Raw genomic sequence first — 14793 nt, forward strand, 5'->3', positions numbered from 1 at the left:
CGGAGCCTAGCGGCGGGAGTCGTCTAGGCCGCGAACAGCTTCCCCGCGCCCGAGGCGGTGATCTGAAGCTGCGGAATCGTCAGCTCCCCATAGTTTTCGTCGACCGGGCCGGAACGGTAACCCAGCCAGGGCACCACGCCCGGATCGGGGTCGACGTCGAGGTTGTAGGCCTGCTGTCCGGGCAGGTGATGTCCGAGGAAGTTGACCAGGAAATCCCCGGCAAAGAGGAGACTGCCGAGAACACTCTTTCCGAACAGGGCCGAGGAGTTGATCAGCGGGTAGTCGGCCTTGGGGTCGCCGATCATCACGATCGAACCGTAGTGCGGCTTGCTGCCCCCGCCCGGCACGTACTTCGGCATGAAGGGTTGCAACCCAGGCAGGTCGGTGGCCATGTACGCGGCCGGGTCGCCGTAGGTCTCGACGTTGACGAACCCCGAATTACGCCCGTTGCCGGCCTTCTTGGTGTTCAAACCGGGACTCTCGAAGCCGATTCCGCCCAGCTGGTCCTGCTGCGCGACGAACTCGGCCTCCCAGCCGCCCAGTGAGTGCCCGGTGACGAAGATGTCGTCGCTGCTGTAGCCCTGCAGTGCGGCCTGGGTCTGTACGCGCCGCTGGAAATGCAGTGCGTCCCAAAATGCTTGCGGCGTGGTGTTGGTGAAGATCACCTGCAGGTCGGCGACGAGTTGGGAGACGGCCATCAGCGGATTGGCCAACAGGTTCGTGCCGCCGGTCGTGCCCTGATAGGCGATGATGAGCTGGTTGTCCGGAGTGACCCAGACCTGCGAGCGCATCCCGGACAGGATGTTGGTGGAGGCCATCTGAACGCCGTTGACCGTGAACGGCTTCAACCCGCCCGGAGTGCCGCCGAGGACGTACTCGGCGGTCGCCGCATTGAGGAACTGCGCCACGGTCGGCGTCTTCGTGAAGATGGGGCCGTTGTAGATCTCGGCCGGCGGATACTGCTGTACGACAGGTGCCTTGCTCAGGCCCAGGACATCCTCGATCCTGCGGAAGACCCCGAACAGTGCCTCATCGATCGGTCTGAAGTTGAACGGACTGTGCGGACCGCCCGCCGAGACGGTGAAGTCCAGCAGCTGCAGTACCGCGTTGATGATCTTGCCGGGCAGCGCGGCGATCTTCGCGATCGGGGAGAGCGGCTTCGGGGGACTCGGTGTCGTCGTGGTGACGCTGTCGGCGGTGGTGACGGCGGCGAGCCGGCCGGCCACCGTGTCTTTGGCGGCCTTGGCGGCCTTGGCGGTCGGGGCGGTCACGACGACGGCGGTGGCGCCAGTGTCCGGCTTCGTGGTGGTGGCGGACTGTGGCGTGACGGAGTTGTCGGTGGCCGGCGGTTCCGGGTGCGACGCGGCACGCTTGGCCACCGCGTCTGACATGGCGTCTGCCGTGGTGGCGGAATCATGTGTGCGCGAACTGCGGCTGTGGGAGCCGGACTTCGGCTTGCTGACGCGCGTGCTGTCGGGGACCGCGGCTTTCTGCGGGGCGGCAGGATTCGGCTCGGCCTCGGGTGCTTCGGTGCTGGAGTCGGCTTTCGCGGGTGTGGCGGGGCTGGATGACGTGTCCGGGGAGTCCTGCTGCCCGGTCTCGGCCCACGCGACGCCGTGGCCGGCGCCCGCCGACAGGGCCATCCCCACCGCCAGGACGGCGACGCCGTATCGGCCGGATCCACGGCTGTTGCGGCGAGCATGCGCCATTGACGTCCCCCTTGACGGTGCCATCGATGGCGTCAACTTATGACATCACGTGATGTCAGTCTTCGTTTTCGGTGCACCGTTCGGGGGAGGGGCCCTACCCGTGGTCGAGCCCTAGCTGTGAGAGTCGACCCGAGCGGGCTGCTTGAGGATGTAGCCGGCGCCACGCAGGGTGTGAATCATCGGGGGGTGCCCGGCGTCGACCTTTTTGCGTAGATAGGAAATGAACAACTCGACGAGATTGGTGCTTCTGGCGAATTGCGAGCCCCAGACTTCCTGCAGAATATCGGTCTTGGAGACGACGCGACCAGAATTTCGCATGAGGTACCGCAACAAACGGAATTCGGTGAATGACAGGGCCACCGTCCGGCCGGCGCGCGCAACCTCCAGGGAGCGTTCGTCCAGGACGAGGTCGCCGATCCGGAGCCGGCCCCCGACTTCGGGACCGGCCGCCGATCGGTTGCTGAGCGCGCGGAGTCGCAGCACCACCTCTTGCAGGCTGAAGGGCTTGCTGACGTAGTCATCGCAGCCGTGCTCCAGTCCCGCGATCCGATCCTCGACGCTGGCCCTGGCGCTGAGAAACAGCACCGGCAGTCCGCGGGTCTGCTCCCGCAGCGCACGCATCACCTCGAGCCCGTCCATATCCGGCAGCTCGACGTCGAGCACCACGATGTCCGGGGCGGTCTGCCGGGCGGACCGGAGGGCCGTTGCGCCGTCGCCCGCCGTGGCCACCTTCCATCCTTCGTGCCGCAACGCAATGGACATCAGCTCGCGGATGAGCGGCTCGCCGTCGACGATCAGGGCACGTACCGGTGCATTGCTGTCGTGCGGGTCCGGCCCATTCGACTCGGCAACGCTGATGCGCCAGTCGGGGGATTCAGCAAGCGAGGTCACGAGGCCGTCCCGCGTCCAGGTGCAGTGGCAGGTCGGTGCTCGGATACCCGGCCAGTCGTGCGCCGCGGCCGCGTGAGCCCCGAGGTGGCGCCGAGGGGACACGGCGCCATTCAGGAGGGTGAGTCGCGCCGATCAGGGGAGGAAGAGAGCATGTTAGATATCCCGACACACCGTAACAATAACTCTCTGATCTGCTCTTTTGTGGATTTCCTGCTGTGAAGATGCACAGGCAACGCACCGGGCGCCGGGGGACGTCAGATTCGGCGCCGCACGCGTGCGGCGAGGGTGTCGGGGAGGTGGCGCACAGCGGCCTTCGCTCAGGTGGCGGGTCGGCGCCGGGAAGTGGGCCGGGCCTTCGCTCAAGGTGACGCTCACGCACGGCACAGCCGGCGCTCAGCAACGGATTGATCCGCACGCCGGCGTCGGTATGAGACGGCTAATGCGGGCCGAGACCGCCCGGTCCGCCGGCTCCGGGACCGATGCGTGGCGGGGTGCCCGCCGGGGGCGGGGGCAGTGCACCGGGGCCGGGTGGCGGCGGGCGCATCGGCATGGTCGGTGGCTTCGGCGGTAGTGCCGGAGGAGCGGGCGGCCGTCGTGGCGGGCTGGGCTTGGTGGTGTTGTCACCCGTACGCGTGTCGTTCTTTGTCGCCGGGCTCGTCACGGTCGGCGTACTCGGCGCCGTGGCAGATCGCGACGGTGTCGATATGTCGACGGGCTCGGGCGGCACGGCGACAGGGGTGTTCGCCGCTGTGGATGTGGACGGCGGCGCAGGGGGTGCAGGCGGCGGACGCAGCGGCGACGGCGGTGGAGCGGGAGTGGACGAACTCACCGACGTCGAATCCGTCGGCGTGAACTCACGCTCCACCGGATACGCGAGCAGCGCCCCACCGAGCAATCCGGTGACGAGCAGGCTGGCCGCCGCCAGATGGAGCCGTGGGCGGGTGCGTAACGGTTTGCTACCGGCATCACCGGGAACCGCAGCGGGCTCGTCGGCCACCGCATGGAGGTCGGTGACGGGGGATACCGCCACTGACGCAGCCAGTGGGCCGAGCGCGCGCTGGGCGTAATCGGCGATATCGGATCTGGTGCTGAGTGGGCGGTCGGTGCGCTCCAACAGCAGCAACGAGTGCGCCAGGCGCACGAAGACGTCGGCGAGCGCGTCCGGATCGTTGACGACGATGTCCGACTCCGCGGCCAGCCGTTGCAGGCGCTCGGAGATCTGCGGCAGGACGGACTCCATGACGGCCCCGGAACCGGGCGACATCAACGGAAGGAGCGCGTCGCGGTCGGTGTCCAATTCCCTGCGCATCAGCGGGTGGTGATGCACCGACCACACCGTGTCGGCGAAGGCGTCGAGAACCTGCTCACCAAAAGACTCGGATGCACCCGCCCCGGAAAAGGCGTTGTCCAAGATATTCGACAATTCACGAAGTGCCGCGATTCGCAACAATTCATTCTTGCTCGACCACCGGCGATAAACGGTCATATGTGACACGCCCGCGTATTTCGCCACCAGTTCCACGGTTGCGCGTTTGAATCCGAAATCCGTCAGCACGCGCGCCGCGGCGTCGAGGATCTTGGCTCCGGTGGGGTCGGGCGCCTGCCCTGACACGCTGCTGCCCTTTCGTCGCGGACGTTACTGACTTGCACTCCGCGCCGTCGTCCGGTGGCTACTGCACCCAGGATGCTAGCCGTTGGGAAAAATCACCGCACGCACTCGCAGCTCAACTGTGCGGTTCCACAGCAAGCGGCAGACCGATCAATCGCTGGCGGGCAGCGGTTTGGCTTCCTTGATGCTCAGCGGGGTGGTGCCGATGCTCAGCGTGCCGGCTCCGGCCTTGGTCACCAGCACCTCCGCGCCGGTGTCGTCGACATAGCGTTTGCCCATCAGGTTGCCGTCGGACAGCGACGCGTCCAGGGTCAGCGAATCGTCCACCGCGCCACCGACGGGCACCAGCAGCGCACCCCCCGCGCGCAGGTCATCGAGGCTGTCGCTGCTGCGCACCACGATCACCTGGGTGTCACAGACCTGGCTTTGCAGGCGGGTGCCGTTCTTGATCATGCGGGCTCCTTTGATGCGTTCAGCTCGCTGACGAGCTCGCGGCGCAGCACTTTGCCGGTCGCGTTGGTGGGTAGTTCGTCGCGGAAGACCACGCGGTCGGGGGTCCGGGACCCACGCAGCTGACCACGGACGAACGATCGCAGGTCCTCGGGGTCGGGGCTGGTCTCGGCGACCGGTACCACGACGGCCACGATGATCTGCCCCCACTCGGGGTCCTCGGCGCCGACGACGGCACAGTCCCGCACGTGTGGGTGTTCGACGAGGACATCCTCGATCTCGGCGGGGGCGATGTTCTCCCCGCCGCGGATGATCGTGTCATCGGAGCGCCCGCCGATATAGAGGTAGCCGTCCTCATCGAGGGTGGCCACGTCCTTGGTGGGGAACCAGCCGTCGGCGTCGAGCACGGAGCCGATCCCGGTGTATCGGCCCGAGACCTGCTCACCCCGGACGAACAACTCACCCGTCTCGCCTGCGCCGAGCACGGTGCCGTCCTCGCCACGGATCTGCACCTCGATGCTGGGCACGGGCCGGCCCACCGAGCCGAGCCGCTTGGCCAGCGCGCCATCGGCCGACCCGAGTGCGATGCGGTGATCGTCCGGGGTGAGCACCGCGATGGTGGAACTGGTCTCGGTCAGGCCGTAGGCGTTGACGAAGCCGACCGCAGGCAACAGTCCAAGTGCTTTGCGTACCAACGGCAATGCGACCTTCGATCCGCCGTAGGCCAGCGTGCGCAGCGTGGGAAGTCCGGCGTTCCGCCCCTCCAGCACCGTGACGATGCGATCCAGCATGGTCGGCACCACGGTCGCCGAGGTGACGCCTTCGGTCTGCACCAAGCGCACCCATTCGCGGGCGTCGAAGTGCGGCAGGTACACCATCTTGCGGCCGGCGTACAGGTTCGACAGCGCCGCGCTCACGCCGGCGATGTGGTACGGCGGCACACAGATCAGCGCGGCGTCGTCCGGTTGCGCGGAGTCGAACTCGACGGTGCCGGTGATATAGCTGGTGAGGTTGTTATGGCTCAGCTCAACGGCTTTCGGCTGCGAGGTGGTACCAGAGGTGAACAGCACCACCGCCACCGCATCGGGATCGGCGAACGCGCGGCCGTCCTCGTCGGGCTCCTTGTCGCGGGCCTGGGCGACGAACTCCTCGGAGCCGAGCACCCGGTAGCCGTCGCCGACCGCCGCGCGGTACTCGTCGTCGACGATCACCAGCGGGTTGGGCAGCCGGTCGATCAGGGCGCGCAGCCCGTCGGCGGACAGCCGGTAGTTGAGCGGGGTGAAGGCGACGTCGGCGCGGGCGGCGGAGAACAGCAGCAGCGGCAGCAGCGCTCCACCGGTCCCGACGTAGGCGACATGGCCGGCGCCCGAGGCGGCGATCACGCCGGCGCCCCCGTCGGCAAGCGTGCTCAATTCGTCCACGGTCAGGCGCAGATCGCCGGACACCACAGCGGTGCGACCCGAGTTACCGGACTGGGCCGCATCCAGGGCCATCTCCAACAGCAGCGAAATACTCATGGCTTGTCCACGAAGATATCCCAGATGGGGTCATCCCCACCGCCGTAGCTGGAGAGATCGGTGATGCCCGCGGCCTCCAGCAGATGGGCGTCGATATAGGTCTGGCCGTTGGCTTCCTTGGCGGGTGCGGTGAGGATCTGCACGGCGGCGTCGGCCATGATCTGCGGGCTGCGCGAGGACGACGCCAGGGTGTCGCCGTCGGCAAGGTTGGTCACCGCCGATGTCGCGATGTAGGTCTGCGGCCACAGGCAGCTGAACCCGATACCGGAATGCTCGTGCTCCTGCGCCCAGCCCAGCGACAGCAGCGTCATCCCGTATTTGGACACGGTGTAGACGGGGTGCGCGCCCAGCCAGTACGGGTCGAGGTTCAGCGGCGGCGCCAAGGTGACCACATGCGCGTTGGGGGACTTCTTGAGATGCGGCAGCGCTGCCTTCGTCAGCAGGAAGGTGCCGCGGACGTTGATATCCATCATCAGGTCGTACTTCTTGGCCGACAGCGACTCGGTGGGTTCGGTGGCGATCGCGCTGGCGTTGTTGATGACGATGTCGACGCCGCCGAAGGTCTGCACCGCGGTGTCGATCGCGCGCTGCACATCTTCTTCGCTGCGCACGTCACCGACCACGGCGACACCTTTGGCTCCGACCGCCTCGACGTCGGCCACCGCGGTGTAGACGGTGCCGGGCAGTTTGGGGTGGGGCTCGGCGGTCTTGGCGAGCAAGACGATATTGGCGCCCTGCGCCGCCGCGCCCAGGGCGATGGCCAGGCCGATGCCGCGGCTACCGCCGGATACCACCAGTGTTCGATCGGCGAGTGGACGTTGCGCGCTGGACATGTGCCTCCCTGGCTTCGTACCTATAGATGGTATTGGCATTCTCATTTTCAGCAAGTCTCATAATCGCCCATGTGCAGGGACGACGGTTGATCGGGGTCGGGTCCGGCGGTGCGCGGTATTCGGCGGGATGGCTCGATAGCGCTGCACCGTGCACGTTTCCCGCGTGCGGTATTGGCATTCTCATTTTTTGCAAGTACGTTATCCACTGATGAGCGAGCAAGTCACCCCTCGGGTAGAGACCCCATCGGGCATCCCACTGGCGCCCGTCTACGGACCGGACGACCGTGCCAGTGAGCCGCCCGCGCCAGGTGTGTATCCCTTCACACGTGGCAACTTCGCCTCCGGTTACCGCGGAAAGACGTGGACGTTTCGCCAGTATTCGGGCTTCGGGACCGCAGAGGAGTCGAACAAGCGGTACCGCTACCTCCTCGATCAAGGCGGGACGGGCCTGTCGGTGGCCCTGGACCTGCCCACCCAGTGCGGCTACGACTCCGATGATCCCGAATACGGCGAAGAGGTCGGCCGGGTCGGCGTCGCCGTCGACACGCTGGCCGATGCCGAGATCCTGTTCGACGGCATCCCGCTGGAGGCGATCAGCACCAGCTTCACCATCAACGGCACCGCCGCCATCCTGCTGGCCTTCTACGTCGCGGCCGCGGAGAAGAAGGGCGTGCCGCGGGACAAGCTGACCGGCACCATCCAGAACGACATCCTCAAGGAGTATGCGTCGCGCGGCACCTGGATCTGGCCACCGACACCGTCACTGCGCCTCATCGCCGACACCATCGAGTTCTGCGCCGCCGAGGTCCCGCGGTTCAACGCCATCTCGGTGGCCGGTGCGCATTTCCGGGACGCCGGCGCCAACGCCGTGCAAGAGATGGCGTTCACCCTCGCCGATGGCGTCACCTACTGCGACACGGTGATCGAACGCGGCCGGATGAGCATCGACAAGTTCGCCCCGCAGATCTCGTTCTTCTTCTACACCCACGGTGACTTCTTCGAGGAGATCGCCAAATACCGTGCGGGACGGCGCCGGTGGGCCACCGTCGTGCGGGAACGCTATGGCGCCACCACCGACAAGGCGGCGATGTTCCGGTTCGGCTGCGTGTCCGGCGGCGCGTCGCTGTACGCCCCGCAGGCCCAGAACAACCTGGTGCGGGTGGCGTATGAGGCGCTGGCTTCGGTGCTCGGCGGGGTGCAGTCGATGTTCACCGCCGCCTGGGACGAACCGTTCGCGTTGCCCAGCGAGGAGTCCGCGACGCTGGCCCTGCGGACCCAGCAGATCCTGGCCTACGAAACCGGTGTCACCAAAGTCGCTGACCCCCTGGGGGGTTCGTACTTCGTCGAAGCGCTCACCGATGCCACCGAGGCCAAGATCATCGAGATCATGGCTGACCTGGACGCGCACGGCGGCATGGTGCGCTGCATCGAGGACGGCTATCTGCAGGGTCTCATCGCCGATGAGGCGTTCAAGATCCACCACCAGACCGAGTCGGGTGAGCGGCCGGTCGTCGGGGTCAACAAGTTCGTCGTTGACGAGCCGGCACCCGATCTGGCGACCTACGAACTGGATGCCGAGGGCCGGGATCTGCAGCTCAAGCGTCTGGCCCGGGTGAAGGCCGAGCGCAGTGACCTCGCCGTCAAAGAAGCCCTGGCTGCGCTGTCCATTGCCGCGGAAGGAGACGACAACCTGATGCACAAGCTGATCGACTGTGCCAACGCGTATTGCACCGTCGGGGAGATGGTGGCGGCGCTCAAGGCCGTGTGGGGCGAGTTCGTCCAGCCGGTGGTGTTCTGAATGTCAGAATCCGAGCCCGCCCAAGCCCACCCGGCCCGAGTACTGGTGGCCAAGCCCGGTCTGGACGGCCACGACCGTGGGGCCAAGATCGTCGCGCGTACGCTGCGCGATGCCGGGTTCGAGGTCATCTACACCGGCATCCGGCAGCGCATCGAGGACATCGTCTCCATCGCGCTTCAGGAAGATGTGGCACTGGTGGGCCTTTCGATCCTGTCCGGGGCGCACGTGGCGTTGACCGCGCGGACCGTGGATGCATTGCGTGCCGCCGACGCCGGGGATATCGCCGTCGTCGTCGGTGGCACCATCCCGCAGGGTGATGTGCAGAAGCTGCTCGATGCCGGGGCGGCCGCGGTGTTCCCGACCGGGACCGGCCTGGACACCTTGGTCACCGAGGTGCGCGCGTTGACCGAGAAGGCGGGGATATGAGACGCGGGCGGGCGAAGCGGGGCGGGCTATGAGATTAGGCGTGATGATCGGGGCCGAGCGCGGTGACATGGCGCGCAAGGTCGCCAAGCTGATCTCCGATATCGAATGGGCGGACTCGGCGGGTCTGGCCACCGCGTGGATGCCGCAGGTGCCCGACGATTTCGACCTGCTCACCATGGTGGCGCTGATGGCCTCGCACAGCACCCGGATCGAACTCGGGACCGCGGTGGTACCGCTGCAGGCGCAGCATCCCATTGCCCTTGCCCGCCAGGCATTGTCGGTACATGCCATCTCCAACGGCCGGCTCGCGCTCGGGGTGGGTCCGTCGCATCACTGGATCATCCGCGACATGCTCGGCTTGCCCTATGACAAACCCGCCGCCTACACCCGTGACTATCTGCAGGTGCTCAATGCGGCGATCGGTGGGCCTTCGACCGTGCCGGCGGGCAGGAGCGAAGCGACCGGGGTCAGAATGATCGACGTCGAGAACGACAGCTTCACCGTGCACAACCCGACGGTGCTCGGTGCCGCGACCCCGATGCCGGTGCTGGTGGCAGCGCTGGGCCCGGTGATGTTGCAGATCGCCGGCGAGCACGCCGATGGCACCTCGCTGTGGATGGCCGACGAGAAGGCCATCGGTGAGCACATCGCCCCCAAGATCAACAAGGCGGCCGCGGAGGCCGGTAAGCCCGCGCCCCGCATCGTCGCGGGTATCCCGGTCACCTTGTGCGCGAACTCCGAGATCGAGGAGGCCAAGGACCGCGCCAACCGCATCCTTGCCGAGGCCGAGACGTCGCCGAACTATCAGAAGCTGCTGGACCGCGGCGACGCCCGCACGGTCGGTGACCTCTGTGCCGCGGGGGACGAAGCGTCGATCCTGAAGCGGTTCAGGCAATTCGCCGACGCGGGTGTGACGGATCTGTCGGTGCGGCTGTTGCCGATCGGCGACCACCGCGATGAACTGATCGCCTCGAAGTACCGGACCCGTGAGGTGATCGCCGAGCTCGCCAAGCAGGTGCAGTGATGAGCGCTTGCGCGAAGAACAGAGGGCTTGAGTGATAGGTCCTTTATCGGGCATCCGCATCATCGAGGTCGGCGTGATGCTGGCCGGCCCCTATGCCACCATGCTGCTGGCCGATCTCGGCGCCGAGGTGATCAAGGTCGAGCCGCCCGGCGGGGAGATCTCACGGCAGGTCGGCGACAGCTACTTCGCCAGCCTGAACCGCAACAAGCGCAGCATCTGCCTGGACCTGCGTTCGGCCGACGGGCAGGCGAAACTTGCTGAGCTGGTGATCGATTCGCATGCGCTGCTGGTGAACATGAAACCGTCGGCCATCAAGAAGCTGGGCCTGACCTACGACTCCTTGCGCAGGCACAACCAGGGGATCGTGTGCGTCGCGCTCACCGGCTACGGGCTGCACGGCGGGGACGACCCGGCCTTCGATTACGTCATCCAAGCGGCCACCGGGGTGGCCGCGATGACGGGTGACCCGGATGCGCCACCGACGTTGCCAGGCTATTCGGCGGCCGACAACTCCACCGGTTTGACGGCGGCCCTGGGGCTGCTGGCCCAGATCGTCTCGGGGCGCGGTGGTCAGGTGGATGTGTCGCTGCGCGATGTCATGTTGTCGCAGCTGAACTACCGCGCGTCGGCCTATCTGAACGACGGCGTCGAGCCGCGCCGCCGGCCCTTCGGTGCGCACTCGTATTACGTTCCGGCCCAGCTCTTCCCGACGGCCAAGGGGTATCTGGCACTGTTCATCACCCATGACGGGTTCTGGAAGGCGTTCGCCGGTGAGGCCGGGATAGACGGCTTCGTCACGATGGCCGAGCGCGCCGCGGCGCGAGATCAGGTCCTGGCGGTCGTCTCGGCGGCGTTGGCCACCGATTCGGCCGCGAACTGGGAGGCCCGGTTGAAGCCGCTCGGGGTCCCGGCCGCCGCGGTGCGTACCCTGCCGCAGGCACTGGCCGAGACACCGGAGATGGTGGTGGCTTCGGGGGATATGCGGCTGGTGGGCAGCCCGATCAAGGTCGAGGGTTACCAGCCCGTGTACCGGCCGGCGCCGGGGTTCGAGCCTCAGCCCTCGTAGTCGACGACGATATTGCCGGGGTTCGGGACGGCCTGGCAGGTCAGCACATAACCCTCGTCCACCTCGTCGTCGTCGAGCGCGTCGTTGACCCGCATGACCACGCTGCCCTCGGTGAGCTTGGCGATGCAGGTGCCGCAGTTGCCGGCCTCGCAGGCGAACGGCGGGGTCAGTCCGGCTCGGCGGGCGGTGTCCAGCAGCGTCTCCCCGGGTACGGCCGATACCGTCGTTCTGGCGCGGTCCAGCAGGATCGTCACCTCGTCGGCGGGCACGGGTTCTGCCGTCATGACACTCTCCTGGGGGTTTGATTCTGGCAAACGGAGAATATCATTCTCCGTTCTGGATAAGATAGCCGGTGATGGTTCCTGGGGTGAGCGCAGCAACGGGGAGGGACCGTGTCGTGCTCGCATTCGACGACCGCCAGTACACCGTGGCCGAGCTGGACGCGCTCGCCGGCGAGATGGCCGGCACCCTCGTCCGGCGGGGTGTACGCACCGGCGACCGGGTGGCCCTGATGTCGTCCAACCGGCCCGAGTTCGTCGTCGCTTTACGGGCCATCTGGCGGATCGGCGTGGCGGTCGTCCTGATCAGCCCGTCCTGGAAGCACGCTGAGGTCGCGCACGCGCTGACCCTGACCGCACCGGTGTTGGGCGTGGGCGACCAGCCCCTGCTGGCCGAATTGCTGCCGACGGTGCACTTCGACGATCCGAGCGCCGGGCTGCCTGGGGCGAGCGAAGCGACGGGGAATGTGCTGTCTGGGGCGAGCGAAGCGACGGGGGATAGGTGGGAGTCGGTCGCACCGGAGGCCGACGCGTTGTTCGTGTTCAGTTCCGGGACCACCGGTATGCCGAAGGCGGTCCGTCACACGCATCGCGGTTTCGCCACCGCGATCCGGCACTGGCGGGATGCGCTGGGGCTCACTGCCGCCGACCGGATGCAGATCATGACGCCGCCATCGCACATCCTCGGTCTGCTCAACATCGCCACGGTGCTCGACACCGGCGGCTGGCTGCGGTTGCACCGGCGCTTCGATATCGCCACCATGCTCGCGCACATCGAGTCCGACCGGATCACCATCGAGATGGCCGTCGCGCCCATCGCGCTGGCGATCGCCGCTCACCCTGATCTGGAGTCCTATGACCTGTCCTCGCTGCGCTACATCATGTGGTGCGCGACCCCGGTCACCAAGACCGTCGCCGATGCCGTCACCGAACGGGTAGGCGTGCAATGGGTCTCAGCCTACGGCGCCAGCGAGCTTCCGGTGATCGCCTGCTGCCCGATCGGTGCGGCCCGGCTGGACACCGTCGGCAAACCGGTGTCCGGTGTGGCGGTGCGGATCTCGGCGGTCGGTGAGATCGAGGTGCGCTCGGATTCGGCGATGGCCGGCTATCTGCCCGAGGCCGAGACCGGCTCGGTGTTCGCCGACGGCTGGTATCGCACCGGCGATATCGGCCATCTCGACGAGGACGGCTGGCTGCACATCACCGACCGGCTCAAGGAGATGATCAAGGTGCGCGGGTTCCAGGTCGCGCCCGCGGAGGTGGAGGCGGTGCTGCACGCCCACCCCGCGGTCGCCGACTGCGCGGTGTTCGGGATTCCCGATCCGGCCGACGGCGAGGCGATCGTTGCGGCGGTGACGGGGCAGGCGGTGCCGGAATCCGGTCTCATCGACTGGGTCGGGGCGCGGCTGGCGTCCTACAAGAAACCGCGCCGGGTGGTGTTCGTGGACGAGATCCCGCGGCTGCCTTCGGGAAAGGTGCTGCGCCGCGTGCTGCGCGATCGGTACGCGCGTCGTGCGGTCAGCTCCTGATCAACTCTTCGGAGCGTTGCACGGTGCCGGTGATACCACCGGCATCCTGACCGGCCAGCACGACCGCCGCCGCGCCCATCGCCTCGGGTGGTTCCACCATCTCCGCGGGGATCTCGACGCCCAGGCCGCCGGCCTGCCATCCCTCGGTGCGGACCACCCGGGACGGGCTCAGACAGTTGACGGCGATGTTGTCGGCCTTCAGGTCCTCGGCCAGCCCGAGGTAGAGGCGTTCGGCGGCGGCTTTGGAAACCCAGTAGGCGTTCGCGCCGGACATCCCGACCCCGGTGGTGGTGATGGCCGTCAACGATCCACCCCCGCGGGCGCGGATATGCGGGATGACCGCCTTGGTCACCAGGAACACTCCGGTCAGATTGACGTCCAGGCACAGCTGCCAGCGCTTGAGCGGCGTGGACTCGACGGGCCCCAGCCATAGCACGCCGGCGTTGGCGACCAGGATGTCGATACCGCCGAACTCCGAAACCGTCGCCGCGACAGCGTCGTTCACCGACTCTTCGGAGGTGACGTCGCAGGGCACCGGCAGGGCTCGGCCGCCGCGGCCGATGATAGAAGCCGTCACCGAGCCGATGGTGCCGGGCAGCTTGCCCTGCTCCTCGGATCGGGCGGCCACCGCGACCGACGCGCCCGCCGCCGCCAGCGCGTGGGCGATGGTGGCGCCGATGCCGCGACTGGCACCCGCGACGAACGCGGTCTTCCCCTGCAGGCTCAGGCTCACCTGGGCGGGAATCGCAACGCCCCGTCGAGGCGAATGATCTCGCCGTTGAGGTAGTCGTTCTCGATGATGCTCTGCGCCAGCTGCGCGTACTCGGTCGAGCGGCCCATCCGTTTGGGGAAGGGAATCTGCGGGGCCCAGTACTTTTCCAGCTGATCGGCGTTCTGGCCGTAGGCCGGGGTGTTGATCGTGCCGGGGGCGATGGTGACGACGCGGATGCCCAGTGGCGACAGATCGCGGGCGGCCACCAGCGTCATGCCGAGCACGCCGCCCTTGGCGGCCGCGTATGGCAGCTGGCCGATCTGACCCTCGTACCCCGCGATCGACGCGGTGTTGACGATGACACCTCGCGCGCCCTCGTCCAGTGGTTCGGTTCGCGCGATGGCGGCGGCGGTCAGGCGCAGCACGTTGAACACGGCGGTCAGATAGAACTTGATCGTCTTCTCGAAGCCGTCCAGGCTCAGCGGCGAGCCGTCCTTGCCGATCAACCGGCCGCCGGCGGCCGGCCCACCGTGGGTGTCGACCGAGATGCGCAGCGGGGCAAGCGCTTCGGCTTCGGCGATCGCCGCGTTGACGGACTCCTCGGAGGTGGCGTCAGTCTGGATGTAGCGGACACCGAGCTCCTTCTCCAGCGCGGTGCCCTTTTCATCGGCCATGTCGGCGACGACGACCTTGGCGCCGGCGGCGTGCAGGCGGCGTACGGTCGCTTCGCCCAGGCCTCCCGCGCCACCGACGACGAGCGCGGAGCTACCGGCGATCTGCATGTGGTCCCCTTCTTGCAACTGACACTCTCAAGTTGAGAGAATAACATTCTCATACCGGAATGAAACGAGATTCTCATGCTTGAATCCGTCCTCGCCTCTGTCATTCGTGCGCCGCAGATCGCCGAAGTGATTGTGTGCAAAGGCCTTTTGCTCGCCGGGGGTGGCATCG

The 14793-nt window shown here is 67.2% G+C and carries 14 protein-coding genes; 5 read left to right on the forward strand and 9 right to left on the reverse strand.

The genetic code is table 11. The annotated features are described in order from the left end of the window. Positions 1-23 precede the first annotated feature (23 nt). The 6 genes from QN239_RS10970 to QN239_RS10995 form a co-directional block, all read right to left on the reverse strand. On the reverse strand, positions 24-1709 hold the full coding sequence (locus QN239_RS10970) for an alpha/beta hydrolase family protein (protein ID WP_499010234.1): 1686 nt from the start codon (positions 1707-1709) through the stop codon (positions 24-26). A gap of 111 nt (positions 1710-1820) precedes the next feature. After that, positions 1821-2567, reverse strand: coding sequence for a response regulator transcription factor (locus QN239_RS10975; protein WP_499016700.1), 747 nt, complete (start codon positions 2565-2567; stop codon positions 1821-1823). A 469-nt stretch (positions 2568-3036) separates the two neighbouring features. Further along, a complete protein-coding gene (locus tag QN239_RS10980) occupies positions 3037-4212 on the reverse strand; it encodes a TetR/AcrR family transcriptional regulator (RefSeq protein ID WP_499010237.1) in 1176 nt (391 codons plus the stop codon). A 147-nt stretch (positions 4213-4359) separates the two neighbouring features. Then, positions 4360-4662, reverse strand: a complete 303-nt coding sequence (locus tag QN239_RS10985; protein WP_167161324.1) for a hypothetical protein — start codon at positions 4660-4662, stop codon at positions 4360-4362. Next, positions 4659-6176 carry a class I adenylate-forming enzyme family protein gene (locus QN239_RS10990; protein ID WP_499010239.1) on the reverse strand — a complete coding sequence of 506 codons (1518 nt, stop codon included), beginning with the start codon at positions 6174-6176 and terminating at the stop codon, positions 4659-4661. The genes QN239_RS10985 and QN239_RS10990 overlap by 4 nt, the downstream gene beginning before the upstream one ends. Beyond that, positions 6173-7009: an SDR family oxidoreductase gene (locus tag QN239_RS10995; protein WP_499010242.1), complete on the reverse strand. Its 837-nt coding sequence runs from the start codon at positions 7007-7009 to the stop codon at positions 6173-6175. Before QN239_RS10995 ends, QN239_RS10990 begins: the two co-directional genes overlap by 4 nt. A 208-nt stretch (positions 7010-7217) precedes the next feature. On the opposite strand from QN239_RS10995, the gene QN239_RS11000 reads away from it, so the two are divergent. The 4 genes from QN239_RS11000 to QN239_RS11015 are packed head-to-tail and all read left to right on the forward strand — an operon-like array spanning position 7218 to position 11323. Next, positions 7218-8807 (forward strand): methylmalonyl-CoA mutase family protein, encoded by a 1590-nt coding sequence (locus QN239_RS11000; RefSeq protein WP_499010244.1) that lies wholly within the window; start codon positions 7218-7220, stop codon positions 8805-8807. Continuing rightward, entirely contained in the window at positions 8808-9233 is a 426-nt protein-coding gene (locus tag QN239_RS11005) for a cobalamin B12-binding domain-containing protein (RefSeq protein ID WP_499010247.1), read from the forward strand. Positions 9234-9261: 28 nt separating this feature from the next. Further along, complete coding sequence (locus tag QN239_RS11010; protein ID WP_499010250.1) at positions 9262-10257, forward strand: LLM class F420-dependent oxidoreductase; 996 nt, start codon at positions 9262-9264, stop codon at positions 10255-10257. A 31-nt stretch (positions 10258-10288) separates the two neighbouring features. Then, positions 10289-11323 carry a CaiB/BaiF CoA transferase family protein gene (locus QN239_RS11015; RefSeq protein ID WP_499010251.1) on the forward strand — a complete coding sequence of 345 codons (1035 nt, stop codon included), beginning with the start codon at positions 10289-10291 and terminating at the stop codon, positions 11321-11323. On the opposite strand, the gene QN239_RS11020 is transcribed toward QN239_RS11015, so the two are convergent. After that, positions 11311-11607 (reverse strand): 2Fe-2S iron-sulfur cluster-binding protein, encoded by a 297-nt coding sequence (locus QN239_RS11020; protein ID WP_167161335.1) that lies wholly within the window; start codon positions 11605-11607, stop codon positions 11311-11313. The genes QN239_RS11015 and QN239_RS11020 overlap by 13 nt on opposite strands. Before the next feature lie 71 nt (positions 11608-11678). Between QN239_RS11020 and QN239_RS11025 the strand changes: the two genes are divergently transcribed. Continuing rightward, positions 11679-13130, forward strand: coding sequence for a class I adenylate-forming enzyme family protein (locus QN239_RS11025; RefSeq protein WP_499010252.1), 1452 nt, complete (start codon positions 11679-11681; stop codon positions 13128-13130). On the opposite strand, the gene QN239_RS11030 is transcribed toward QN239_RS11025, so the two are convergent. Together QN239_RS11030 and QN239_RS11035 are read right to left on the reverse strand one after the other, a co-directional pair. Further along, positions 13120-13857: an SDR family NAD(P)-dependent oxidoreductase gene (locus tag QN239_RS11030; RefSeq protein ID WP_499016702.1), complete on the reverse strand. Its 738-nt coding sequence runs from the start codon at positions 13855-13857 to the stop codon at positions 13120-13122. The genes QN239_RS11025 and QN239_RS11030 overlap by 11 nt on opposite strands. A 2-nt stretch (positions 13858-13859) precedes the next feature. Next, complete coding sequence (locus QN239_RS11035) at positions 13860-14624, reverse strand: SDR family NAD(P)-dependent oxidoreductase (RefSeq protein WP_499010253.1); 765 nt, start codon at positions 14622-14624, stop codon at positions 13860-13862. Positions 14625-14793 lie beyond the last annotated feature (169 nt).

It is taken from the genome of Mycolicibacterium sp. Y3 (assembly GCF_051188035.1).
Lineage (GTDB): Bacteria > Actinomycetota > Actinomycetes > Mycobacteriales > Mycobacteriaceae > Mycobacterium > Mycobacterium fluoranthenivorans.

Coding starts and splice junctions, on each gene's coding strand:
- QN239_RS10970 (WP_499010234.1), bottom strand. CDS start 1,709: ATGGCGCATGCTCGCCGCAACAGCCGTGGATCCGGCCGATACGGCGTC.
- QN239_RS10985 (WP_167161324.1), bottom strand. CDS start 4,662: ATGATCAAGAACGGCACCCGCCTGCAAAGCCAGGTCTGTGACACCCAG.
- QN239_RS10990 (WP_499010239.1), bottom strand. CDS start 6,176: ATGAGTATTTCGCTGCTGTTGGAGATGGCCCTGGATGCGGCCCAGTCC.
- QN239_RS10995 (WP_499010242.1), bottom strand. CDS start 7,009: ATGTCCAGCGCGCAACGTCCACTCGCCGATCGAACACTGGTGGTATCC.
- QN239_RS11000 (WP_499010244.1), top strand. CDS start 7,218: ATGAGCGAGCAAGTCACCCCTCGGGTAGAGACCCCATCGGGCATCCCA.
- QN239_RS11005 (WP_499010247.1), top strand. CDS start 8,808: ATGTCAGAATCCGAGCCCGCCCAAGCCCACCCGGCCCGAGTACTGGTG.
- QN239_RS11010 (WP_499010250.1), top strand. CDS start 9,262: ATGAGATTAGGCGTGATGATCGGGGCCGAGCGCGGTGACATGGCGCGC.
- QN239_RS11020 (WP_167161335.1), bottom strand. CDS start 11,607: ATGACGGCAGAACCCGTGCCCGCCGACGAGGTGACGATCCTGCTGGAC.
- QN239_RS11025 (WP_499010252.1), top strand. CDS start 11,679: ATGGTTCCTGGGGTGAGCGCAGCAACGGGGAGGGACCGTGTCGTGCTC.
- QN239_RS11035 (WP_499010253.1), bottom strand. CDS start 14,624: ATGCAGATCGCCGGTAGCTCCGCGCTCGTCGTCGGTGGCGCGGGAGGC.